We start from the raw sequence: 23,626 nt of genomic DNA, 5'->3' as shown, positions 1-23,626 counted from the left end.
GCATTACTTCGTCTTCACTTTCCCTGCCACCAGCAGCGCGGTCAGCAGCATCAGCGTGCCGGAGATGACCAGCGGCGACGTCAGCCCCAGGTGGTCGAGCGCCACGCCGCCCACCGCCGCGCCGCAGGTGTTCGCCAGCTGGATCACCGCCACCTGAATCGACCCGGCTTTTTCAGCCTGATCGGCAAGCGAGCGGGTGATCCACGTCGACCAGCCCACCGGCACCAGCGCAAAGGCAAAGCCCCAGATAATCGCAATCGCCGAGGCAACCCATTTGTCGCTGCCCCACAGGATCAGCACGACGGCACTGACAGCCAGTACCAGCGGGGCGCCAGCAAGTGCCACTTTCAGGGAGCGCTTCAGGAACTGAGACGACAGCGAGGTGCCGACAAAGCTGGCGATACCGAAGCTGAGCAGCACCAGCGTCAAACCATCCACGTCAAAGCCCGCCATGGTCATAAAGACCGGGCGGATATAGGTAAAGAAGGCAAACTGCCCGGCAAAGGCCATGAAGATGGCGGTCATCCCCGCCAGCACGCCGGGGCGCTTAAGCAGACTGAACATGTTCTGTTTGTGGTGCGCCGCTTCTCCCGGCAGGGACGGCAGCGCTTTCCACACCCACAGAATGCAGAGAAAACCCATCACCGCTGCGGCGTTAAAGACGTTACGCCAGCCGATGATTCCCCCAAGGAAACTCCCCAGCGGCGCGGCAATCACCAGCGCGATGGAGACCGCGCCAAAGATAACGGAGAGGGCTTTCGGCACGGTGCGTGCCGGCACCAGACGCATGGTGAGCGAGGCGGACATTGCCCAGAAACCGCCCAACCCCAGACCCAGACAGGCGCGGCCGAGCAGCAGCAGAGTGAAGCTCTCCGCGAAAGAGACCAGCAGGCAGGAGAGCGTCAGGAGCACGCTGAAGAGAATGACCACTTTGCGACGATCAATCGCGCCAATAACCTGCGTGATAAACAGGCTGGCAAACATCGCCACAAACGCGGTCACGGTAACGGACTGCCCTGCCACGCCTTCGGAAATGCCGAGATCCTGCGCCATCGGCGTCAGCAGGCTGACCGGTAAAAACTCCACGGTAATAAGACAGGCGACACAGAACGCCACGGAAAAAACCGCCGACCAGTTGGGGCGAGAAACCTCTTTGGTCTGCGGTCTGGTCGTGGGCTGGATATGTTCTGTCATGGTGTCACCTGAGATAAAAACGTGCGGGAAAGTCGCGCAGTTTATCATCAAAAGTGTGACGAATTTAACGTTTCGACAACTTTTCTTGCATCGACGCCTTCGCCAGCCCGACGATCCACTCCTGATGCCCGTTGATCATCGGGTTCGGTAGGGTACGTGCTAATTCCTGTGCCGGAACGCCTTTCTGCGACTCCTGAGTCAAAATACGGACGCGGTTACCCGGTAAGTCTTCAAACAGCCAGGCGTGGTAGGCATCCAGACGCGCGCTCTCCTCCCCTTCCACCCAGCCGTGCCAGGCGATACGCGCCGCCTCGCCATCGACCGGCGGAACATACTCCGTCACCTGCGCCTCAACCGGAAAGCCAAAGGTCGTGAAGCGGAAGCGGGCGTTGGCGCTCAGTTCCGGACCGCTGCCGTCGTGAAAACGAATATCTTCGGCGTTGCTGTAGTAGTTCGGCCACAGGGTAGTGTCGTTGAGCTGCGCCCAAATCTCTTTTGCGCTCAGCCCGGCGACAATGATTTCGTTGGACGCAAAGTTATCGGTGGTGCCTGGCAGGTAATCGTCTGGCCAGATAATGGCGGATTGTTTCATGGTTCACCTCATCGTTAGTGGATGAGGTGATGGTGCGCCCGTGAGTGGTATAAATCTAATGATGATGCCTTATACTCATCATCACGGTTCGTGATATCAGTGCAGGTAAAACACTCCCTCTTCCGGCAGAAAAAGCTGGTTGTAACGCAGCTGGAAAGCGTTCAGCTCCTGCGGATCCGGCTCCATCTCGCGCATAAAGCCGAGGGCGAGGCGGATTTGCGCATCGGTGATCGGCGCGGCCAGACGGGCTTTACGAAGCATGCGGTGCCAGGTGTGGAGATTCTCTTCGCTACCGTCGACGATACAGACCTGCCAGATGAGCAGCACCTGGGCAGCGTTTTGCAGATGCGCCTCGTCCGGGCGTTCAAGATAGCGGATAAACTCATTGCCGGGCGTTTTACCGAACTGGTCGATCATCGACTCGACCGGCATCGGGGTGATACCCAGCCGTTCGCTCAAGCGTTTGATGGCGCGGCGGGAATCCGAGGTCAGGACACGAAACCCAACCACAAACACCACGGCAAGCGTTGCCAGCATTATCCAGACCATGCGTTCTCCTTTGAATAGCCGCTCATCATAGCGGGAAACGCAGGGTATCGACAGCGGGCACGGCCATAATAGTGAACTGAAAAAAGGTAGAACATCGTCATGAAAACGGATCTGCGCACGCTGGATCTTAACCTGCTGAAAACGCTCGACGCCCTGCTGGATGAACGCAACGTCACCCGCGCGGCGACGCGTCTGGCCCTGACCCAGCCGGCGGTCAGCGGCATGCTGAACCGCCTGCGGGATTACTTCGACGACCCGCTGTTTATCCGTGCGCCCCACGGTATCGTACCCACGACGCGTGCGGAAGAACTGGCCGCGCCGGTGAAGCGCATCCTGGCAGATATCCACCTCCTGCTGCAGCCGGTGGCGTTTGATCCACGACAGGCCACCCTCACCTTCACGCTTGCTGCCACCGATTACGCGCTCCGCGCGATCGCGGTGCCGTTTATCGCGGCACTGAAGGTGCGGGCACCGGCAGTACGCGTGCGGGTTATACCTGTCGATTCCGAGCGCATGATGAACCAGCTTGAACGCGGGAACGTTGACGTGGCGCTGATCACGCCCCACACCACGCCAGACGACCTGCACAGCCGGGCGCTTTATGATGAACGGTACGTTTGCATGATGCGTGCCGACCACCCGGACGCGGGCAAACCGCTCTCTCTGGCGCGCTTTTGCGCCCTTGAGCACGTGCTGGTCTCTTATGAGGGTGACAGTTTTCGCGGCGTGACGGATGGCGCGCTGGAAAAAATGGGCCGGACGCGGCACGTGGGGTTATCGGTGAGCAACTTCCTGGTACTGCCGGATGTACTGGCGATAAGCGATATGATCGCCGTGGTACCGTCACGGATAGCGGAAAACCAGACAGGAATGTTTGTCTGCGACACACCGGTTCCGGTGCCGGGTTTCACCAAGTGCATGGCCTGGCACGCCAGAACACACCGTAATCCCGCGCAGATGTGGCTGCGCGGGTTGTTGCTGGAAACCTGTCAGCGCGCCTGAAGCCCTTTCAGCAGTGCCTCGTGGAAGCGTGCAGGATCCTGCATCTGCGGCGCGTGCCCCATGTCGTTGAACTCGACCAGCGTCGCGTGCGGGATGCGTTTCGCCGTCTCCTTCCCCAGCACCGCATAGTTGCCGAGCGTTTTGCGGATCTCAGGCGGGGCGAGATCTTTCCCGATGGCGGTGTTGTCCTTCGTGCCGATCATCAATAATACCGGCATCTTTAGTTCACTAAATTCGTAGATCACCGGCTGGGTGTAAATCATGTCGTAGAGCAGCGCCGAGTTCCAGGCCACACGTTCTTTTCCCGGCCCGTTGTTCAGTCCGGCGAGCATGGTGACCCAACGCTCATACTCCGGCTTCCACTCTCCGGCGTAGTAGGTATTTTTCTCGTACTGACGAATGCCGTCGGCGCTGACCTTCAGCTCGCGCTGATACCACTGGTCGACCGTAATATGCGGCACGCCGCGCGCTTTCCAGTCTTCCAGACCAATTGGGTTGACCATCACCAGCTGCTCCACCTGCTGCGGCCACATCAGCGCGTAGCGGGTCGCCAGCATGCCGCCAGTCGAGTGGCCGATAACCGTCACGCGATCGACGCCGAGCGTTTTCAGCAAGGCGTGGGTGTTATCCGCCAGCTGCTGAAAGGTGTACTGATAATGCTCCGGTTTGGTGGATTTACAAAAGCCAATCTGGTCGGGAGCGATCACCCGATAACCGCTGGCTGAGAGCGCACGGATAGTGCCGTCCCAGGTACCGGCGCAGAAGTTTTTGCCGTGCATCAGCACCACGGTGCGGCCATTGGGTTTTTCCGGCTTCACGTCCAGATAAGCCATATCCAGAGACTGTTCCTGGGAGGTAAACGTAAAGTGTTTTACCGGCCAACCGTAGTCGAAACCTTCCAGCTTCTCGCCGTAGGTGGGCGCATCCGTAGCCATTGCGGGGGTTGCCAGCGCCATCAACAGCGCCAGGCAGGATAATCGTCGGGTCAACATGCAAGCTCTCCCATAGCAAAAGGAATAAGGCTGCGCGAAAGGCGGCAGCAAAAAAACTGTAGAGCAAGGAGAGGGGCGATTGTGTAAAGCGGGGTAAAAACTGGAATTTAAAACAAAAAAGCCCGGCATCACACACCGGGCAAAGAAGTCACCTGCACACTCAGGCTGCTTTTAATTTCTGCACACGATTTTCAAGGCGAATTTTACGTTCTTCGAGCACCGCAACCATCGCCATCAGGACGATACAGCCGATGGCGGCGGCATCCAGCGCCGCAAAGGTGCCTGCCCAGCCGGTGAGGCCGAAAATCGGCGTGCCGTCGGCAATCATCCCCAGACCCAGCTTGGCGAAGCTGTCGCCGATCAGGTAAGCGAAGGTGCCTTTAATCCCATCGGCGGCGCCGATCGCTTTTTTCGGTACAAAACCTACCGCCGCTACGCCGATCAACAGCTGCGGACCAAACACCAGGAAGCCGAGCGCAAACAGAGACGCCAGGTAAACGTACTGGTTGCTGGCGTGCTGGTAGACGCCCAGGGTAGCGATAATCAGCGCCAGCGCGACGCAGGCCACCAGCGCACGACGACCGTTGGCGAGGTCAGAGAGCCAGCCCCACAGCAGCGTACCGACCAGCGCACCCACTTCAAACAGGGTGAAGCCCTGAATCGCGACTTCTTTAGAGAGCTTCAGCTCCTGGAAGGCATACACGGTCGACCACTGGTCAATACCGATGCGCACCACGTACAGGAATATGTTGGAGAAGCAGAGCAGCCAGATCACTTTGTTTTTCAGCACGTACTCAACAAAGATCTGCCATTTTGTCATCTCGTTCTCTTCGGTCTCTTTGTCCTCTTCGCTGATCGCCTCGCCGAACAGCTCTTCGGCTTTGCCGAGGCCATAAGATTCCGGAGAGTCGCTGCCGAAACGCAGACCGATAAAGCCGACAATCAGGGCGATAATCGACGGGAAGATAAACATGCCGATGACGTGACCGTCAAACAGGTAGTTAGCACCGAACAGCGCCACGCCTGCTGCACCCGCCCCGCCGAGGTTGTGGGAGATGTTCCACATACCAAGGTATGAACCACGCTTACGGCGCGGGGTCCATTTGGTGATGGTGGAGTAGCTGCACGACCCACCGGTACTCTGGAAGAAACCGCTCAGGGCGTAGAAGGCGATCATCAGGAACAGGCTGACGGAGCCCGCGCCCATGCTGGCGCTGAAGCCGAGCATACAGATGGCGGAGAGGATCAGCATAAACGGCAGGAATTGCTTGGTGTTTTTGCCGTCTGCATAGTACGAGACAACGGTTTTGCCCACGCCGTAGGTGATGGAGAAGCCCAGGCCAATCATCCCCAGCTGCGTCATGCTCAGCCCGTAGGTGGAGATCATGTCGTTCTGCGCGATGTTAAAGTTTTTGCGGATCAGGTACATGGTCAGGTAGCCGATAAAGACCACCAGATAGGACTGCATGAACGGTTTGAACCACATTTTGCGCCGCACGTCGAGCGGCAGATCCAGGGTCGGCTTGCGCACCTGATTAAGGAAGGCCAGCATGGTTTGCTCCTGAGCTGATTTTTACCTGCGAATGGCAGGCATTGTAAAAATCAGCCAGGAGAGATGCCTGAGACAGCGTCCAGGTAAAACCGGGAAAATTTCTTAGTTTTGCGCCACTCGGGGTGAAAAGGTGAGGCGCATCACATCACACTGGCTTCACGCGGCGCCTGCGCATGCAAAAACGGCAGCAGCAGCAGGGCCGATATCCCCGCCGCGATGGCGATCACGGCAAAGAAACCGCTCCAGTGCCAGATGTCGATCACCCGCGCCAGCGGCCAGCCGGAGAGGGACGCGCCCAGGTAGGCGAACAACCCGACGAAGCCCGTCGCCGCACCGGCCGCCTCTTTATGCGAGCATTCTGCCGCCGCCATGCCGATCAGCATCTGCGGGCCAAACACGAAGAAGCCGATGGTAAAGAAGCACGCCGCCTGCATCACGTAGCTGGCGAATGGCATCAACCACAGCGAACCGACGGAGAGTAAAATTCCTGCCGCAAAGATGAGGTTCATTGGGCCACGGTTGCCGTTGAAGAGCTTATCCGAGCCCCAGCCTGCCACCAGCGCGCCGATAAACCCGCCCAGCTCGAACATCGTCACCGCCGAGTTGGCGGTCACCAGGTCCACCCCCAGCGTCTCGGACATGTACAGGTTACCCCAGTCGTTGATGGCCGCGCGCACCACGTAGACCAGCACGTAGCAAAGCGACAGCAGCCAGATATACGGGTTTAACAGCACGTATTTGGTGAGGATCTCTTTGCGCGTCAGCCCCGCCCCCTCAAGCTGTTGCGCCACTTCCATTTCATCGTGCCGCCAGTCGCCCACCGCGGGCAGCCCCACGGTTTGTGGCCTGTCGCGCAGCCGCCAGCAGAGGAACAACCCGGCCAGGATTGCCAGACCACCGGCAATCATCATCCCCGCGCGCCAGCCGTAGTGCAGCGCCGCTGCGCCCACCACCATTGGGATCAGCGCTCCACCGACGTTATGCGCGGTGTTCCAGATGGCCCACCAGCCGCCGCGCTCGTTGCGCGAATACCACGCCGTGAGCAGGCGGGCGCAGACCGGCGCGCCCCAGCCCTGGAAAAAGGCGTTCAACGCCCACAGCAGGGCAAAGGCCCAGAGCGAGGTGGAGAAGCCAAACAGAATGTTCACCACGCCGGTGGCGATTAGTCCAAAACCCATAAAATAGCGGGCGTTGGAGCGGTCGCTGACGATGCCGGAGAAGAACTTCGACAGGCCGTAGGTGATGTAGAACAGCGTCGCCAGCAGGCCGATATCGGTGCGCGTCATCACGCCGCTGGCTAGGATTTCCGGCGCGGCGGCGTTGAAACTTTTGCGGGTAAAGTAGAACAACGCGTAGCCGAGCCAGATAGTGATCAGGATATGACGACGCCAGTAGCGGTAGCGGGCGTCGATCTCCGCTTTGTTGCCTATCGGCGCGGCGTTTGCGGGGGTTTTAAACATGATGGCTCCTTAGCGGCAGGCTGACGCTGACGCGCGTCCCGTGGGTGCAGGAGATATTCAGTGTGCCGCCCAGCGCCTTCACGCGCTCGCGCATGCCCGCCAGGCCAAACCCCTGCTGCCCCGAGCCCGGCGGCAGGCCGCAGCCGTCGTCCTCAATCACCAGCCTGAGGCTTTCATCCTGCTGCCAGCCCTGCAGCGTCACCGCGCTGGCGTTGGCGTGTTTGACGATATTGTTCAGCCCTTCCTGACAGACGCGGAACAGCGTGACGCGCTGGCCTTCACTCAGCAATGATTCATCAATGCGCCAGTCGAGATGGCTGACAATTCCGCGGCTTTCCAGCTCCATCTCGCGCATCAGGGAGCGCACCGCCTGTTCCAGAGAGAGATCGTCCAGCTGGCGCGGACGGAGCCTGCCCAGCAGGCGACGCACCGAATCGTACACGCCAAGAGAGAGCTGTTCGATATGCGCCCCGCCCTGCTTCACTCCGGCGTTTTCCGCCGCCAGACGCTGGACGATACCCGCCTGGGTGCGAATGGCGGTAATGGTCTGGCCGATGTCGTCATGCAGTTCGCGCGCTACCTCCTGGCGCACGCTCTCTTCGGTCTCCAGCAAGCGTTCTGCCAGGCGGCGATTGCGCGACAGTTCGGTTTGCAGGGACTGGTTCAGCTCACGCAGGCGCTGAATACCTGCCCCGAGCAGCAGCCCGGTCAAGCTCTGCGCCAGCAGAGAGAGCAGTAAATCGACCGGGTGATCGTGCCAGGTCTGGCTGGCAATCAGCGCGATGGCGTTCATCAGTGTGGCGATCAACGCCCCCTGCCAGCCGTAATGCCAGGCGAGAGCAATGATCGGCAGCGCCAGACAAAACGGGGTAAAACGGGAAAGCTCAGCAGGCAGGCCAAGCTGCAGCCACAGGCTCACCACAAACAGCAGCAGATACCAGATGAGATGCCGGGCGCGCCAGTTAACCGGCTGGGAGACCAGCGATGGCCCGAGCGGCTGCCAGACAGTGCTGGTGAGATAGTGCCAGAAAACCAGACAGGTGGGTGCCAGCGTCAGGCCGCCGGTCAGGGTCAGCAGCAGGGCGTTAAGCATCTCCTTTTCGCCTACCCACGGCAGGGATTGCAGCAGCGCGGCAGCAATCAGCGCCGCCCCCTGGCGCAGCAGCGTGCGCCAGTCGCGCTGGTGACGATAGCGGGAAATCAACGCAACCGGGAGGAGCGTGAGCAGGCTTCCGGTCATCAATAAGGGCAGATGCGCGAGGGCGACCTCCTGCGACAACCAGATCAGCATCAGCCACTCTGCGCCCAACAAAACCGGCCAGTAGCCGCGCGGGCATTGCAACATCAGCCCCAGACGCAGGCCAAAGGGAAACAGCAGCACCGCCAGCTCCGGGCGTTCCACCAGATGCAGGCTGATGCTCCACAGGCAGAACCAGGCGGCAGAGAAGATAAAAAAGCTGGCAACAACGGCGATCAGCCGCGAAATCAGCGGGTTCATTGCCAGCTATCGAACATACGGCGCGCCAGCTCGACATCGTTGCTGACGCCGAGTTTTTCCATCAGGTTGGCGCGGTGAACGTGCACGGTTTTGGGCGACAAACCCAGTTCGGCGGCAATCTCTTTCACCGCCATCCCCTGCGCGAGTTTTTCTGCCACCTGACGCTCACGCCGGGTAAGCGGATCCTGACGTCCGGCCGCCAGCTTGAGGGCGATATCCGGCGTCAGGTAGCAGCCGCCCGTCGAGACGGTGCGCACAGCGGCGATCAGCTCGTCCGGGCTACAGCGTTTAGAGAGAAATCCGCGCGCCCCCGCGTTGAGCGCCTGCTCCACCAGCGCCGGGCTGTCATGAACCGTGAGCATGATAATCGCCATCCCTTTCGGTAACTGACTTAGCAGCTCCAGCCCGGAGAGATCCGGCATTGAGATGTCACAGATACAGACCTGTACGCCACGCCCCGGCAGGCCTGCCAGCGCCTCGCGCCCCGAGCCGAACTCTGCCACCACCTGAAAATCCGGTTCGAGGTTTAAAAGCTGGGCAAAGCCGGAGCGAACGATAAGGTGGTCGTCGATGAGAGCGATGGTGGTCATGTCTGTTCCTGCGGTCTGAAAACGCCGGATGGCGCTGCGCTTATCCGGCCTACAAGAGCGAAAGACGTTTACCTTAAGCGATCTATTCGAAGAACACCGCAATTTTGTTAAACATGGTGGGATCGGACTGGTTGCGCGCCACTCTGGTGACGTCTTCCAGCTTGTCGATCTGGGCCATCATCTGCTCCAGACGCTGATCGTCATTGACCAGTAGCCAGATGCGGCTGTGCTCGCTGCCCTGAATCGGCAGACAGAGAATGCCTTCGACGTTAAACGCGCGACGGGCAAACAGCCCGCAGACGTGGGTCATGACGCCAGGGTGGTTGCGGACGGTGAGTTCCAGAATGACGTTTTCATGTTGTTTCTGCATGGCTTATTCCCCCACCATCTCAGTATTTGCCGCACCCGGCGGCACCATCGGATACACTTTTTGTTCAGGGTCGATACGGACGTGGATCAGCGCCGGGCCCGGACGAGAGATCGCCGCCTGCAGCGCTGCGTGGACGTCCTCTTCTGCGTTCAGATCACAGGTATGCAGGCCAAAACCGGCGGCAATTTGCATAAAGTTAATCATCCCCGGATAGGTTGCCGCAAACACCCCCTGCTTGTAGAACAGGCTCTGCTGCTGGTGTACCAGCCCCAGCGCCTCGTTGTTCATCAGGATGATTTTAACGTCTAACTGATTTTCGGCCGCGGTGGCCATCTCCTGAATGTTCATCATCAGGCTGCCGTCACCGGAGAAACAGATCACCTTGCGGTCCGGGTTCGCCAGCGCCGCACCCACTGCCGCAGGCAGACCAAAGCCCATGGTTCCCAGGCCGCCGGAGGTCAGCCACTGACGCGGACGGTTCAGCGGATAGGCCTGGGCGGTCCACATCTGGTGCTGCCCAACGTCGGTGGTAATAATCGCGCTGTCGTCCACGCAGGCGGCCACGGCGTTAATCAGCCCGTAGTGGCTCAGCGGGTCGCCTTCGGTTGGGATCGCGCCCGGGAACTCGCGTTGCAGATCCGCCACCATCTGACGCCAGTCGGCGCGGTCAGTTGCGTCCGTTTGCGGGATCAGCTGTGCCAGCACGTCGGCCACGTCTCCCTGAATCGCCACGTGCGGTTGTTTGATTTTACCCAGCTCGGCGCGGTCGATATCCACGTGAATGATTTTTGCGTTCGGGCAGAACTGCTCAGTTTTACCAATCGCCCGGTCATCAAAACGCGCGCCCATCACAATCAGCAAATCCGCCTCTTGCAGGATGTAGTTGGTGCTGCGTGCGCCGTGCATGCCCAGCATTCCTAATGACAGCGGGTGTGCTTTAGGCAGCATGCCGAGCGCCATCAGGGTCATGGTGGTAGGCAGGTTGGCTTTTTCAGCGAACTGACGGATTTCATCTGCGGCATTGATTGCCCCGCCGCCCAGATAGAGCACCGGACGTTTAGCGGCGTTGATCATGGCCGCGGCATCGCGCACGCTCTCTGCGCTGAATTCTGGCGCAGGTGCCCGCTCGCCCGGCTCCGGCAGGACGTCGATCTCAATTTCTGCGGTCTGGACATCCTTAGGAATATCTATCCACACCGGGCCAGGACGACCGGACTGCGCAATGCGGAACGCATCGCTGATAACCTGAGGAAGCTCGGTAATATCGCGAACTAAATAGTTATGTTTGGTGATGGGGATAGAGATGCCGTAGGTATCCACTTCCTGAAACGCATCGGTACCGATCATTGAGGACGGCACCTGGCCGGTAATGCAAATCAGCGGAATGGAGTCGAGACGCGCGTCGGCGATGGCGGTTACCAGGTTGGTCGCCCCCGGACCGCTACAGGCCATACAGACTGCCGGTTTACCCTGCGTACGTGCCATGCCCTGAGCGATAAAACCCGCGCCCTGCTCGTGACGCGCCAGCACGTGGCGGATCTGCGTGCTTTGGCTTAACGCGTCATACAGCGGCAGCACCGTACCGCCCGGAATACCCGCAACCGTGGTAATGCCCTGTCGTTCCAGTAAATGAACAATCAGCTGCGCGCCTGTAAAACGCGTCTTGGTGGATGTTGTGCCCGAACTTGCCATGCTCCAGTCCTTTTCTTCTGAGCCAGCTTTACGCGTCGTATTTCAGGTTGCAGATGCGTTGGCTGCAACCCGAACTACTTAGCGTATCCGGGAGGGGTCCTAAACGAAAAACCCCGCCCGGTTTGCGCCGGCGGGGTTTTGGATTCGTGTGTTGATCCAGTCCCTACGGCGCATTGCCGACGACCACCACCACACGCACGACGACCACTGCGGCTGGTTGCGCAGTTTTTAGTAGGGTCGCGGTGTTCATGGATGCAGTCATGGGGGACCTGTGTTTGGAATCATTGATTGAATTTATACAAACACAGGTTTTCGGGCGTGACAATGGAAATATTTTCATCTGCGCAAAAATGCGTCAGGGATCACGTTTCGTTTGTTGGGTGATGAAAGCAAAAAAGCCGTTTTGCCTTATTCAATAAATAGTGCTGGTGAAACACCAAATCTGGACGCCAGCTTTTTAATGTGGTTCAGAGTAAGCTGTCGCTGACCATTCAGAACCCTTGAAACCATTGATTTACTACCAATTTCATCCTGAAAATCAGATGTTGTCAGTTTATACTGATCCATCAAGGTTCTTAAAACCGCGATACCGACAGGCACGAGTTCCATCTCCTTGCGTAACGCGACGATCTCTGGCCGATTGGCTTCGTAACGGCTGATTCTGGCGCACACGATATCCAGCAATGGGCTATTAGGTTCGTTAATAAGCAGATACTCAACCAACTCCAGTGCATCGTTATAATCTTTCTCGCTCGGCTGCTCTCCCAATAGAGGAACGGCCTCAACAAGGGCATGCGTAGCTTTCATTGCATCAGCGACGATCATCATTTCTTCCCCTTAGTGCGATGTTTTTCCGTAAAACGGTCATATTCCTTATGAGTAAAAACATGGCGCACATAAAACTTTTGGCTTTCAAAGAATATGAGAGCCACTACCCTAAGATTGTTGTTCGCAATATCAATAACATAATGCTTATCCAGATACTTGAAGTTATCCAGCGTCGGAAATAGTTTTTTTAACGCAGCAGGTGTTGGGCAATGACTCTTCTCAAGAGTGCGTCCCAAAACGAGGAGTTCTTCCCTGTGCTGCGGAAACTGGATAACCGCATCCAAAATTGCCTTCATCGAGATTAAATGCATACTGCATGCCTGCCGCGTCCGTTGCCATTATGGCAACAATAGCAGTCATTGCCAATAAGTCAACAAGCATCCCGTTCGGTACAGAAAGCAGAAAACAAAAAACCCCGCCGGAGCGAGGTTTTTTCAGGGTTTTGCGGTTGGTTGCCGCAGAACACACTGTGTTACGTCAACGCACGAAGTATATGCGATCGAAGACGAACGCGCAATTCCGGCACGGATTTTGACGTTTTTGAGTATGGAATGGGTTTCGAATTTTGTCCACAAAATACTGTTCATGCATACAGTATTTATCTATACTGAGGATGTTCGCAGTGAGCGAGGGGGCCGCAGTTCTACCGGCGCAACGAAGTCCTGGCTGAAACGGGTGGTGCCGTCAGTGCCTTAACCCTCTGAAGTGAGCACACTGTGTTACGTCAATCGAGGTGCTGGCAACAGGCGGCGGAAAGGTACGCCAGCATCGTGCTCCTTTTTACCAAAAGGAGACGCGTATGAGCGTAGTGGATATGGTGATACTTATCCTCAAACTCATTGTTGCTGTTCTGCAACTGCTTGATGCTGTCCTGAAATACCTTCGGTGATTCAGGTTCAAGTCGCACCTGAGAGGGGCGGGCAACCGCCCCTCTTTAATAACGAGGGAATGCTATGTCGCGTCTGTTAATTGAACCCATCACGCCGGAAGAGCCCGGGTATATCGCGCTGAAAGCCGAAAGCATCGCGGCGAATTTCAATATGCTGCGCAGGCTGGAAGAGAACTGGCAGCGTGGTGAAAACCGCTTTAACGCGCCGGGTGAAAAGCTGCTGGGTGCCTTTTTAAACGGCAAGCTGGTGGGCGTCTGCGGCCTTAACCGCGATCCGTTCAGCCAGCAGCCGCGTGCCGGACGTATTCGCCATCTTTATGTCAGCGAGAAGTGCCGCGGTCTGGGCATTGGTAAACAGCTGTTAACGGTGGTAATGGCCGATGCCAGCATCTGGTTTGATTTCCTCAATACCCATGCACCCGATACGGCCTGCGGCTTCTACCGTCGGGCAGGCTTCAGGCTGGTGTCAGACGAGCCACGGGTCACCCATCGTCTCTTTTGCGCGGTGTAGCTGGCTGGCGACATCAGGTCGTGAATGTTACAGTTGAGTGACAATTCACCGCCAAAGACGCCATGACCCTCTCCGTTTTCTGTATTTTGCTGTTCGCCGCACTGCTGCATGCCAGCTGGAACGCCATCGTCAAAGCCGGAACGGATAAGCTTTACTCGGCGATCAGCGTTAGCGGCTCCGCCACGCTCATTGCACTGGTTTTATTGCCATTTTCTCCTCAACCCTCCGTAGCCAGCTGGCCATTTTTAGTGGTCTCTTGCGCGCTGCAGGTGGTGTACACGGTACTGGTGGCGAAGACGTATCAGGTCTCAGACATGAGCCAGACCTATCCGCTGATGCGCGGAACAGCCCCACTGCTGGTGGCGCTGATCAGCGTGCTGGTGCTCGGGGATAGCCTCTCCTGGCTCGCCTGGGCGGGCATCGGAGTAATCTGCCTGTCGATCCTCGCGATGGCGATAAATGGCCGATTGCAGTCCCGCAAGGGGATCTGGCTGGCACTGCTGAACGCCTGCTTTATCGCCGGCTATACGCTGGTGGACGGAACGGGCGTACGTTTATCGGATACCGCGCTGGGCTATACGCTGTGGACCTTCTTTATGAACGGCTTCTGCCTGCTGTGCTGGGCAATGGTGGCGCGACGCCGCGAAGCTTCCAGCTACCTGCGTTTGCACTGGAAAAAGGGGTTGCTCGGCGGGGTGGGAACCATGGGCTCGTATGGCCTGGCCTTATGGGCGATGACGCAGGCTCCGCTGGCGGTTGTCGCTGCGCTGCGTGAAACCTCCATACTCTTCGGTGCGCTGATCGCATTTGTGCTTTTAAAAGAAAAGGTTGCCGGTCTGCGTATCGCTGCCGCGTTGGGTATTGCAGCCGGTGCGATCCTGCTGCGTCTGGCGTAATTCACTGGCAACATTAGTTGCCGTTCTTGTTTACAAAACCTGCCTTAATCCTCTTCTTCATTCATCATGACAATGCTTAATTTTTCATCTCTTTGTGGTAGATTCCTCGCGCATTTATGGGAATGCGTAGTCACTTATTCTTCATTTTTCTCTTTTGGCAAAAGTATTCAGCGACATGAAAAAACAAAGGAACGTTAACTTATTGTTGATGCTGGTGTTACTGGTGGCCGTCGGTCAGATGGCGCAAACCATCTACATTCCGGCGATTGCCGACATGGCAAAGGAACTTAACGTCCGCGAGGGCGCGGTACAAAGCGTGATGGCCGCCTACCTGCTGACCTATGGCGTTTCGCAGCTGTTCTACGGGCCATTATCCGACCGCATTGGCCGCCGTCCGGTCATTCTGACCGGCATGTGCATTTTCATGGTCGCGACGGTGATTGCTATTACCACCCATAGCCTGACCGTACTGATTGCCGCCAGCGCGCTGCAGGGGGTAGGCACGGGCGTCGGTGGGGTGATGGCGCGTACCTTACCGCGCGATATGTATCAGGGCACGCAACTCCGCCATGCCAACAGCCTGTTGAATATGGGTATTCTGGTCAGCCCGCTGCTGGCACCGCTGATTGGCGGCCTGCTGGACACAATGTGGTCCTGGCGCGCCTGCTATGCCTTCCTGCTGGTGCTGTGCGTGATTGTCACCTTCAGTATGGCGCGCTGGATGCCGGAAACCCGTCCCCAGGACGCACCGCGCACGAAGCTTCTCGCCAGTTACAAAACGCTGTTCGGCAACGGGGCTTTTACCTGTTACCTGCTGATGCTGATCGGCGGTCTGGCGGGCATTGCGGTGTTCGAAGCCTGCTCCGGCGTGCTGCTGGGAGCGGGGCTTGGCCTGAGCAGCATGGTGGTAAGTATTCTGTTTATCCTGCCGATCCCGGCGGCGTTCTTTGGGGCCTGGTTCGCCGGACGTCAGAACAAACGCTTCTCAACGCTGATGTGGCAGTCTGTTATCAGCTGCCTGCTGGCTGGCCTGATGATGTGGATCCCGGGTCTGTTTGGCGTAATAACCGTCTGGACGCTGCTGATCCCGGCGGCGCTGTTCTTCTTCGGCGCGGGGATGCTGTTCCCGCTTGCCACCAGCGGCGCCATGGAGCCGTTCCCGTTCCTCGCAGGTACGGCGGGTGCACTGGTGGGCGGTTTGCAAAACATCGGTTCCGGCGCGCTGGCCTGGCTCTCCGCCATGATGCCGCAAACCGGGCAGGCTAGTTTGGGTTTACTGATGACGCTGATGGGGCTACTGATTTTGCTGTGCTGGCTGCCGCTGGCGTCGCGTGTTCCCCACCACGAGCAGCCTGTTTAACCGCATGATGGCCCGGCTTCTCGCCGGGCTTTTCACACGCCGGGGCAATCATCGCCTCCAGCAGCGGCTCTGGCGCTGGCCGCCAGGCCCCCTCCTCTCCGTCATAAAACTGGAAATCGGCGTTAATCGCGTAGGGTATTTTCGCCTTTTGCAGCTCACAGGCCATAAACGTGGCAAAGGCCATTTGCGACGCGGTGGGTGTAAAGCGGTTTGACTCCCCCACGCCCCAGCCCCCGACCCAGCTGACGTGTCCGGTTTTTTGTTGCCAGCGCAGCGCCGTCGCGATGCGATTGTGAATCGCCGCTTTCTCCGCCGCCGTACCGGAGGTCCACGGGTATTTGCCGTTATTTTTCAGCGGCCCCCACGGAAAGATATGCCACTCCGCCAGCAGGAAGTTTTGGCTGTGCGCAGGCAGCTTGAGGCTGGGGAGATCTTCGGGGGCCGCACGCAGGCGGGGAGCGATGAAGATCATCCGGTCCGCATCAATGCTGTGGATGACCTTAATGGTTTTCTCATACACCCGGTTGAGCGAGGCTGCGTTGTGGTTGAGCTTGTCAGCAGGCTCATAAATCAGGTCAAAGCCCAGCAGCGGCGAACGTTTGCCGAAATAGTGCGCCACGGCAATCCACCAGTCGGTAACCTCTTTTTCGTTATCGGCTTTCGGATCGTTTTTATAGCTGTCCGCCTGATACGCGATAATCGGGATCACGCCGTACTGCTCGCAGGCTTCCACCAGCTTACGCAGATGGATCAGCCGTGCTTCGGTCGGCTCATCGGCCACGCGAATACGCACATGGCTGATGCCTTTCGCGCGAAAGTCGCGTACCACCAGCGGGTCGAATTCCCGTATCCCGCGCTCGGTGCGCGCCCAGTCCACGTCCATACCCACACCCAGCTTTTGTGCATAAAGCGCAGCCGTCAGCGGCGGCTCGGCGGCTATCGCCCAGCCGGAAGAGAGAAGTAACGCGGTCGCAATAAGAGGCTTTAACACGGCTTACCCTGGATAAATCAAAAGCATTACCTGTATTTAGCACGCTTTTTTGTATTTGGTGTAGCGCCAAAGCGTAATAATTCTTCAGCCTGCCAGTTCTCTTAGCCAGCCAATAAAGGCGTCAATTTTCGGCCACTGACGGCCGGTAAGCGTTGAGATGTAATAGTGCTGATGGCATTTGAGGGTCTTGTTGCCAAACGGGGCGATAAGCTCGCCCCGCTCAAGGCGCTTTTGCACCAGCCGCTTTCTCCCCATCGCCACGCCCACATGATTCATGGCTGCCACTATCGCTAAATCGGAACGATCGAAGCCAATACCCGATGATGACGGCATATTCATCGCAAAATGCTGCGCCCAGCTGAGCCACTCATCCGTACCGGAATCATTACTCCAGGCCTGACGGTCGTGCAGTAACGTGCAGTGGCTGAGGTTATCGGGGTTTTTCAACAGCGCATGCTCGCGGGCATATGCGGGCGAGCAGACGGGCAAAATCTCCTCGTCCATCAAGAAGTGATGAGAAAGGTAGTTTGGTGGCGTATCGTCGAAATAGATGGCCAGATCGACGCCGGTTCGCTGCATATTGACGTACTCATTACCGGTGAGAATGGTGAGAGATATCGACGGATAGCGGCGGGTAAAATCCCCCAGCATGGGGACGAGCCAGCACTGGGCGATTGACGGCCGGGAATACACCGTCAGCGTACCGGACAGCGCCTGGTTTTTAATATCCAGGATCTCCTGATTCAGGGTGTCGAGGGATGATTTTAGGGTCCAGTAAACGCGCTTTCCCTCCTGCGTCAGCTCAACTTTACGGTGCGAGCGGACAAACAGCTGAATGCCCAGCTCCTCTTCCAGCAGGTTAATGCGGTGGCTCACCGCGCTGGGGCTGAGCGACAGTTCCGCCGCCGCCAGCGCGAAGGATTCATGCCGGGCAGCCACTTCAAAAGTGTACATTTTTGACAGTTGCCAGCCATTTAGCAGCCGGCTTCTGACTTCATTCGCATCGGTCATCACAATTCTCACACGTTATTTCTGCGCCCAGCATACCGCCCAGGCATGAATTTATGTGAACCAACAGCGAAATAAGTGCGCTTTTTTGAGTTCAGTCACTCAGTTGATCCAATCTGGCTCACCTGAACGGCAATTTTTATCGTTTGTCAGCTCACGCCGTTTTTTCGTCCAATACCCACAGATGACATAAGGGTGAGGTGAGATATGGGATCGCCGGTCTGGGTTGTGGTAACGCTGCTTGTCAGCATTGTGTTGATTGTTTTAACCATCGTAAAACTGAAGTTTCACCCGTTTCTCGCGCCGATGCTACCGCTCTACCCGAATATAAGCCCGGAGATCATCACCATTGCCATCGGTTCCGGCGCTATTGGCTGCACGATCGTGTCCGATTCGCTCTTCTGGCTGGTCAAGCAATACTGCGGCGCGACCCTGAATGAGACCTTCAAATACTATACGACGGCGACGTTTATCGCCTCGGTGCTTGCACTTGGCGGCACATTCCTACTTTCTTTCATTATCTGAGCGCGACGAGACGTATTATGGAAAACGCAACTATCACTGCTTTAACCGCACAGTTTCCTCTGGTTGAGGATCTGATGGCTCTGAAAGAGACAACGTGGCTTAACCCGCGAACCACTTCGCTTGCAGAAGGGCTGCCCTATGTCGGGCTGACCAAAGCCGACGTGGACGACGCGCATGCGCGCCTCAACCGCTTCGCGCCGTATCTGGCGAAAGCCTTCCCGGAAACCGCGGCAACGGGCGGGATTATCGAATCTGAGCTGGTTGCTATTCCGGCCATGAAAAAACGGCTGGAGAGAGAATCTGGCAAGGCTCTTCCCGGAACGCTGCTGCTGAAAAAAGACAGTCATCTGCCCATCTCCGGCTCGATTAAAGCGCGTGGCGGCATCTACGAGGTGCTGACCCACGCGGAAAAACTGGCGCTGGAAGCGGGATTGCTGAGCACTGATGATGACTACAGCATCCTGCTGGAACCGCGCTTTAAAGACTTCTTTAGCCAGTACAGCATTGCGGTGGGTTCAACCGGCAACCTGGGGATGTCCATCGGCATCATGAGCGCACGCATCGGCTTTAAGGTGACGGTACATATGTCCGCCGACGCCCGCGAGTGGAAGAAAGCCAAACTGCGCAGCCATGGCGTTACCGTCGTGGAATATGAGCAGGATTATGGCGTGGCGGTGGAACAAGGGCGAAAAGCGGCGGAAAACGACCCGAACTGCTTCTTTATCGACGATGAAAACTCTCGCACCCTGTTCCTGGGCTATGCCGTTGCCGGCGAGCGCCTGAAGGCGCAGTTTGCCGAACAGGGCCGTGTGGTGGATGCAGAGCACCCGCTGTATGTCTATCTGCCGTGCGGCGTTGGCGGGGGGCCTGGCGGTGTGGCGTTTGGTCTGAAGCTGGCGTTTGGCGACAACGTTCACTGCTTCTTTGCCGAGCCCACGCACTCCCCGTGCATGCTGCTGGGGGTTTATACCGGCCTGCACGATGAGATTGCCGTGCAGGATCTGGGTATCGACAACGTGACGGCAGCGGACGGGCTGGCGGTCGGACGCGCGTCGGGCTTCGTCGGCCGCGCGATGGAACGTCTGCTCGACGGGTTCTATACCCTTTCCGATCAAAGCATGTACGACATGCTCGGCTGGCTGGCGCAGGAGGAAGGGATTCGTCTGGAGCCATCGGCGCTGGCGGGCATGGCCGGGCCGCTGCGTGTTCAGGCTGATGCCAACGTCACCCATCTGGTGTGGGCGACCGGCGGCGGCATGGTGCCGGAAGACGAGATGGCGAAGTATCTGGCGAAAGGGAAGTAATTATGCCGGGTGGCGGCTGCGCCTTACCCGGCCTACAGGTGCACAATTTGTTGAATGTGAGTTACCGCAAACAGCAGTGATAGCGACAGCACGGCCAGGGCGATGAGGAACTTATCCCGCACCGCCTTCGGCTGCACAAAATCGTCCTGCGCCACGTCCATCACGTTACGGCTGCGGGTATAGCGCCATAAAATGATGGCCACCAGCGCCAGCACAATCAGTGAGATCCAGAAGGGTAGCCCCGTGCGGTGCCAGTTGTGCTTAATCGCCAGGGCAATCAGCGCGCCATACCCCAGCAGCGTGCGCAGCCACGCCAGCGACGTCCGCTCCGGCTGCAGGCCGGGGTCCGCTTCGCGCCGCGCTTTGCGACTATCCGCCATACACCACCAGCACCATCACCACGCCCGCCACTGTCAGCAAAATCGCACTGATGATCAGTAACCCACGCGTATAGGGCAGATCCTGCTTCAGGCGCATCGCCTTTTCGTTACGCAGCCAGCGCAGATAGCCGTAAATCGCCAGTACGCCCGCAAACAGGCACAGCAGCAGCGCCAGCACTTCACGAATCAACGGCGTGGCGAAATCGGGCGCGAGCTGATCAAGACCGACGCCGGCGGCCAGAAAGCCCAGCGCGGTACGGATCCACGCCAGATATGTACGTTCATTGGCCAGCGAGAAGCGGTAGTCCGGGGCTTCACCGAGGCGGGAAATTTTCATGAAGGCTCCTTGTCATGCTGCAGGCAGGCTTCAGCATAGCGTAAATCGGCCAGGACAAGGAGACCGGCATCAGGCGATGCCGGTCAGGAGAGTTAATGCAGCTCTGGCCAGTAATCCTTATTGGCCTCGATCAGGTCATCCAGAATCGCTTTCGCGACCGACGCGCTCGGTACGGTTTTTGACAGGGTGATTGCCTGCCAGAGTTTCTGGTACGAGCGTTGCTCCCAGGCATCCACCACCAGTTTTTCCACCGCCACCTGCTGGCTCATCAGCCCTTTCTGGAAGTGCGGGATATCGCCCACGGTGAGAGGCTCCGGCCCGTTATGGCCCACCAGACACGGAATTTCCACCATCGCGTCGGCATCGAAGTTATGAATGGCCCCGTTGTTTGGCACAATCAGCAGCATCCGCTCCTGGGTATTAAAGGCAATCGCCGTCGCCAGATCGACGATGTACGAGGCATGTTCGTCGATCTCCAGCTCCCCGGCAGAGGATTTTCCGGCTTCTATAATCGCCCGGCACGAACTGAATACATGCTTCTCACGGTGATCCATAACTTCATTGGCGCGGGTCCGCTCCGGGTTGGCGTGCGCGACCACGTAGTCCGGGAACAGGTAATACTTCAGATAGGTGTTTGGCATGGTATCTGGATCGAGCGCCTGCACGTCTTTGGCTTTGGCGAAGGTATCGTTCCAGCTCGCTTCGGTATGCGCATCTTCCGAAGGCGGAACATAGCCGTGTTTCGCCACGTATTCGCGCAGTTTCGGCATCAGATCGTTACCGTTCAGATCTTCAATCGATGTCCACCAGCCGAAGTGGTTCAGGCCGTAGTAACGCACGCGCATCTGTTTGCGGTCTTTCAGGCCCACAATCTGCGCCATGCGCCCTTCGATACCGATTGGCATATCGCAGATGTTGAGAATTTTGGCATGCGGACGCAGGCGGCGCGTCGCTTCCGCCACAATCGCCGCCGGGTTGGAGTAGTTCAGCATCCACGCGTTCGGGGAGTACTGCTCCATATAATCCACCAGTTCCAGCACGCCGCCGATGGAGCGCATGCCGTAAGAGATCCCACCCGGGCCGCAGGTTTCCTGACCCAGCACACCGTGACGCAGCGGAATTTTCTCGTCTTTTTCACGCATCGGGTATTTGCCCACGCGGATGTGCGCCATCACGAAATCCACATCGGTAAACGCCGCTTTTGGATCGGTGGTGTAACTAAACTCAATCTCCGGTGCCTGTTCCTTAAGGATAATTTTGCACGCCTCGGCGATGGTTTCCTGACGTGCACCATCGTTGTCATAAAACTTCAGGGCACGCAGCGGGAAACGGTCACGGTTGGCTAACAGCATCAGGACGATACCAGGCGTAAAGGTGCTGCCGCCGCCTGCAATGACAACTGAGAATTTTTTCATGATATAGCCTCTGTCAGGGTGGTTTGTTCATTCGTTAAAGGGGTTTTCATCAGCGATTCCAGCTGGTCGCGCACCTGCGGAACGTGCAGGCCAACGATCACCTGTATGCCGTTGCCGCGTCGCACTACGCCGTGTGCGCCGAGGGCTTTGAACACCTCATCGCTTTGGGTTTGCGCCATGTCGACCAGCGCGATACGCAAGCGGGTGGCGCAGTTGTTGATGCTTTCGATGTTGGCCGCGCCGCCCAGCGCCTGCAGGAATCCGGCGGCTTGGCCGACCTGCTGGCTGGCGGCAGCCGGGGCGGTGGTTTGTCCGCGCGCCGCCTTATAGTCCGCCTTGCTGTAGAGTTTGATTTCACTCTCTTCACGACCCGGGGTTTTGAGGTTCAGACGCTCAATCAGCGTTTTGAAGACCACGAAGTAAAGGCCGGTAAAGCAGACGCCGATGCCGATCTGGGTGAATACCGTTGAAGCGTGGTTATGGAACATGGGGATCCAGTTTTGCGGCAGGAACTGGTCCAGCAGGCCACCGCCCATGTTGCCCACCACGCCAAAGGTGTACATCACCGTCGCCATGGTGGCCGCCAGCACGGCGTGAATGGCAAACAGCAGCGGCGAGATAAACAGGAAAGTAAACTCCAGCGGTTCGGTAATCCCCACCAGCACGGCGGTAAGCGTGGCCGGGATCAGCAGGCCCGCGACCTTGACGCGGTTTTCTGGTGAGGCGGTGTACCAGATCGCCAGCGCAATCCCGACCGATCCAAACACCTTAGCGTTACCGTGCAGCGCGAAACCACCTTCCGGGAACAGGGTTTTCAGCGGCAGCGTGCTCTGGCTGAACGCCTGAAGATGCTGCGCCCAGTAGACCTGGATCCCGCCCTCAACGGCGGCCGGGCCAAAGATAAACGGACCGTAGACGAAGTGGTGCAGCCCGGTTGGGATCAGAATGCGTTCCAGGAAGGTATACACCCAGACACCGAGCGCACCGGCGGAGCGTAAGAACGCCTGCAGGGACTCAATGCCCATCTGCACTTTCGGCCAGCCCAGCAGTGTCAGCCAGGCGCAGGGGATCATGACGAAAAACGCGATAATCACCACAAACGAGGTGCCCTGGAAAATGCCCAGGAAAACCGGCAGTGGTTTCTCGAAAAAGCGGTTATGGATCGCAGTGACAATACCGGAAATCGCAATCGCCCCAATAATGCTGGTATCAAGGGTTTTGATCCCGGCAATCATCGCCAGGCCGCTTCCCGCCGTCGGTTCGGCGGAAAAGTCGACGCCAAAGAAGTGGCCCCAGGTCATCCCCATCGCGTTGATGAAGTAGTTCCAGGTCAGGAAGCTGATCAGCACCGCCAGACAGGCGCGGCCCTGCGCCTGTTTCGCCAGACCAATCGGTAAGCCAACGGCAAAAATCAGCGGCATATTGCGGAACACCGCCCAGCCGCCCTCTTCAATGATGTGCACGATCTGCGCGAACAGATTATCAGGAGCCGTTAAGGCTTCGCCCACGAAAAGCGGATTGCGAAGCATGATGGCGATTCCCACCACGATCCCGGCAAAGGGAAACAGCAACACCGGGGTAAACATGGCACCACCAAAACGTTGTATTTGACTGAGCATCTTTAAATCCTCACGTAACAACCTGTAGGGGAGAGAGGCCTTTATGGTTTTGTGCTGGCCTGAGGTGAGCAT

At 57.8% G+C, this 23,626-nt stretch carries 25 protein-coding genes and 1 pseudogene; 7 read left to right on the top strand and 19 right to left on the bottom strand.

All coding sequences use genetic code 11. From position 1 onward, the window contains the following. Window positions 1-3: 3 nt before the first annotated feature. From nepI to ACMWKA_RS19470, 3 genes are all read right to left on the bottom strand, one after another. Window positions 4-1,194, bottom strand: a complete 1,191-nt coding sequence (gene nepI, locus ACMWKA_RS19480) for a purine ribonucleoside efflux pump NepI (RefSeq protein WP_023620618.1) — start codon at window positions 1,192-1,194, stop codon at window positions 4-6. Between the two features lie 64 nt (window positions 1,195-1,258). Beyond that, the gene (locus tag ACMWKA_RS19475; RefSeq protein ID WP_414760521.1) at window positions 1,259-1,786 is read right to left on the bottom strand and encodes an SRPBCC domain-containing protein; all 528 of its coding nucleotides are present in this window, start codon (window positions 1,784-1,786) and stop codon (window positions 1,259-1,261) included. Window positions 1,787-1,882: 96 nt separating this feature from the next. After that, on the bottom strand, window positions 1,883-2,335 hold the full coding sequence (locus ACMWKA_RS19470) for a DUF1198 domain-containing protein (RefSeq protein ID WP_014830062.1): 453 nt from the start codon (window positions 2,333-2,335) through the stop codon (window positions 1,883-1,885). 99 nt (window positions 2,336-2,434) lie between these two features. Between ACMWKA_RS19470 and ACMWKA_RS19465 the strand changes: the two genes are divergently transcribed. Next, window positions 2,435-3,337, top strand: coding sequence for a LysR family transcriptional regulator (locus ACMWKA_RS19465; protein ID WP_047352071.1), 903 nt, complete (start codon window positions 2,435-2,437; stop codon window positions 3,335-3,337). On the opposite strand, the gene ACMWKA_RS19460 is transcribed toward ACMWKA_RS19465, so the two are convergent. From ACMWKA_RS19460 to ACMWKA_RS19415, 10 genes are all read right to left on the bottom strand, one after another. Next, on the bottom strand, window positions 3,325-4,329 hold the full coding sequence (locus ACMWKA_RS19460) for an alpha/beta fold hydrolase (protein ID WP_038418263.1): 1,005 nt from the start codon (window positions 4,327-4,329) through the stop codon (window positions 3,325-3,327). The genes ACMWKA_RS19465 and ACMWKA_RS19460 overlap by 13 nt on opposite strands. Window positions 4,330-4,489: 160 nt before the next feature. Beyond that, the gene (uhpT, locus tag ACMWKA_RS19455) at window positions 4,490-5,881 is read right to left on the bottom strand and encodes a hexose-6-phosphate:phosphate antiporter (RefSeq protein WP_129328259.1); all 1,392 of its coding nucleotides are present in this window, start codon (window positions 5,879-5,881) and stop codon (window positions 4,490-4,492) included. Between the two features lie 140 nt (window positions 5,882-6,021). Next, entirely contained in the window at window positions 6,022-7,341 is a 1,320-nt protein-coding gene (locus tag ACMWKA_RS19450; protein ID WP_013094811.1) for an MFS transporter, read from the bottom strand. Next, on the bottom strand, window positions 7,334-8,839 hold the full coding sequence (uhpB, locus tag ACMWKA_RS19445) for a signal transduction histidine-protein kinase/phosphatase UhpB (protein ID WP_045901856.1): 1,506 nt from the start codon (window positions 8,837-8,839) through the stop codon (window positions 7,334-7,336). Before uhpB ends, ACMWKA_RS19450 begins: the two co-directional genes overlap by 8 nt. Further along, window positions 8,836-9,429, bottom strand: coding sequence for a transcriptional regulator UhpA (uhpA, locus tag ACMWKA_RS19440; RefSeq protein ID WP_414760520.1), 594 nt, complete (start codon window positions 9,427-9,429; stop codon window positions 8,836-8,838). Before uhpA ends, uhpB begins: the two co-directional genes overlap by 4 nt. An 82-nt stretch (window positions 9,430-9,511) precedes the next feature. Continuing rightward, entirely contained in the window at window positions 9,512-9,799 is a 288-nt protein-coding gene (gene ilvN, locus ACMWKA_RS19435; RefSeq protein ID WP_001171659.1) for an acetolactate synthase small subunit, read from the bottom strand. A 3-nt stretch (window positions 9,800-9,802) separates the two neighbouring features. Further along, window positions 9,803-11,491 carry an acetolactate synthase large subunit gene (ilvB, locus tag ACMWKA_RS19430; RefSeq protein WP_023620622.1) on the bottom strand — a complete coding sequence of 563 codons (1,689 nt, stop codon included), beginning with the start codon at window positions 11,489-11,491 and terminating at the stop codon, window positions 9,803-9,805. A gap of 163 nt (window positions 11,492-11,654) precedes the next feature. Next, a complete protein-coding gene (ivbL, locus tag ACMWKA_RS19425) occupies window positions 11,655-11,753 on the bottom strand; it encodes an ilvB operon leader peptide IvbL (protein ID WP_071830013.1) in 99 nt (32 codons plus the stop codon). Between the two features lie 146 nt (window positions 11,754-11,899). Continuing rightward, window positions 11,900-12,316, bottom strand: a complete 417-nt coding sequence (locus tag ACMWKA_RS19420) for a helix-turn-helix domain-containing protein (protein ID WP_028027984.1) — start codon at window positions 12,314-12,316, stop codon at window positions 11,900-11,902. Further along, window positions 12,316-12,630, bottom strand: coding sequence for a type II toxin-antitoxin system HigB family toxin (locus tag ACMWKA_RS19415; RefSeq protein ID WP_020684666.1), 315 nt, complete (start codon window positions 12,628-12,630; stop codon window positions 12,316-12,318). Before ACMWKA_RS19415 ends, ACMWKA_RS19420 begins: the two co-directional genes overlap by 1 nt. Window positions 12,631-13,118: 488 nt before the next feature. Between ACMWKA_RS19415 and tisB the strand changes: the two genes are divergently transcribed. The 4 genes from tisB (at window position 13,119) to emrD (ending at window position 15,975) form a co-directional block, all read left to right on the top strand. Beyond that, window positions 13,119-13,208, top strand: a complete 90-nt coding sequence (gene tisB / locus ACMWKA_RS19410; protein WP_020684667.1) for a type I toxin-antitoxin system toxin TisB — start codon at window positions 13,119-13,121, stop codon at window positions 13,206-13,208. Between the two features lie 64 nt (window positions 13,209-13,272). Beyond that, on the top strand, window positions 13,273-13,719 hold the full coding sequence (locus tag ACMWKA_RS19405; RefSeq protein ID WP_013094803.1) for a GNAT family N-acetyltransferase: 447 nt from the start codon (window positions 13,273-13,275) through the stop codon (window positions 13,717-13,719). 62 nt (window positions 13,720-13,781) lie between these two features. Continuing rightward, window positions 13,782-14,615: an EamA family transporter gene (locus ACMWKA_RS19400; RefSeq protein WP_029881854.1), complete on the top strand. Its 834-nt coding sequence runs from the start codon at window positions 13,782-13,784 to the stop codon at window positions 14,613-14,615. Window positions 14,616-14,790: 175 nt separating this feature from the next. Then, entirely contained in the window at window positions 14,791-15,975 is a 1,185-nt protein-coding gene (gene emrD, locus ACMWKA_RS19395) for a multidrug efflux MFS transporter EmrD (protein WP_248725578.1), read from the top strand. Here emrD and ACMWKA_RS19390 read toward each other — a convergent pair. Further along, on the bottom strand, window positions 15,878-16,966 hold the full coding sequence (locus ACMWKA_RS19390; protein WP_032618344.1) for a glycoside hydrolase family 5 protein: 1,089 nt from the start codon (window positions 16,964-16,966) through the stop codon (window positions 15,878-15,880). The genes emrD and ACMWKA_RS19390 overlap by 98 nt on opposite strands. Before the next feature lie 84 nt (window positions 16,967-17,050). Continuing rightward, entirely contained in the window at window positions 17,051-17,977 is a 927-nt protein-coding gene (gene dsdC, locus ACMWKA_RS19385) for a DNA-binding transcriptional regulator DsdC (RefSeq protein WP_248725617.1), read from the bottom strand. A gap of 294 nt (window positions 17,978-18,271) precedes the next feature. Here dsdC and ACMWKA_RS19380 point away from each other — a divergent pair. Both ACMWKA_RS19380 and dsdA read left to right on the top strand, forming a co-directional pair. After that, window positions 18,272-18,499, top strand: a pseudogene (locus tag ACMWKA_RS19380) (DsdX permease); the annotation flags it as partial. A gap of 17 nt (window positions 18,500-18,516) precedes the next feature. Continuing rightward, the gene (gene dsdA, locus ACMWKA_RS19375; protein WP_038418249.1) at window positions 18,517-19,803 is read left to right on the top strand and encodes a D-serine ammonia-lyase; all 1,287 of its coding nucleotides are present in this window, start codon (window positions 18,517-18,519) and stop codon (window positions 19,801-19,803) included. 32 nt (window positions 19,804-19,835) lie between these two features. Here the strand turns inward: dsdA and ACMWKA_RS19370 are convergent, their stop codons facing one another. From ACMWKA_RS19370 to ACMWKA_RS19355, 4 genes are all read right to left on the bottom strand, one after another. After that, window positions 19,836-20,183: a DUF202 domain-containing protein gene (locus ACMWKA_RS19370; RefSeq protein ID WP_248725577.1), complete on the bottom strand. Its 348-nt coding sequence runs from the start codon at window positions 20,181-20,183 to the stop codon at window positions 19,836-19,838. Beyond that, window positions 20,173-20,520, bottom strand: coding sequence for a YidH family protein (locus tag ACMWKA_RS19365; RefSeq protein WP_013094795.1), 348 nt, complete (start codon window positions 20,518-20,520; stop codon window positions 20,173-20,175). Before ACMWKA_RS19365 ends, ACMWKA_RS19370 begins: the two co-directional genes overlap by 11 nt. A gap of 92 nt (window positions 20,521-20,612) precedes the next feature. Beyond that, window positions 20,613-21,935: a 6-phospho-alpha-glucosidase gene (locus ACMWKA_RS19360; protein WP_013094794.1), complete on the bottom strand. Its 1,323-nt coding sequence runs from the start codon at window positions 21,933-21,935 to the stop codon at window positions 20,613-20,615. Further along, window positions 21,932-23,554 carry an alpha-glucoside-specific PTS transporter subunit IIBC gene (locus ACMWKA_RS19355; protein WP_013094793.1) on the bottom strand — a complete coding sequence of 541 codons (1,623 nt, stop codon included), beginning with the start codon at window positions 23,552-23,554 and terminating at the stop codon, window positions 21,932-21,934. The genes ACMWKA_RS19360 and ACMWKA_RS19355 overlap by 4 nt, the downstream gene beginning before the upstream one ends. Between the last annotated feature and the right edge of the window lie 72 nt (window positions 23,555-23,626).

Origin of the sequence: Enterobacter sp. 03-F-07-AD-ECC, from assembly GCF_047530935.1 — a bacterium.
GTDB lineage: Bacteria > Pseudomonadota > Gammaproteobacteria > Enterobacterales > Enterobacteriaceae > Enterobacter > Enterobacter cloacae.
This window is presented reverse-complemented; position numbering and strand designations above follow the sequence as displayed.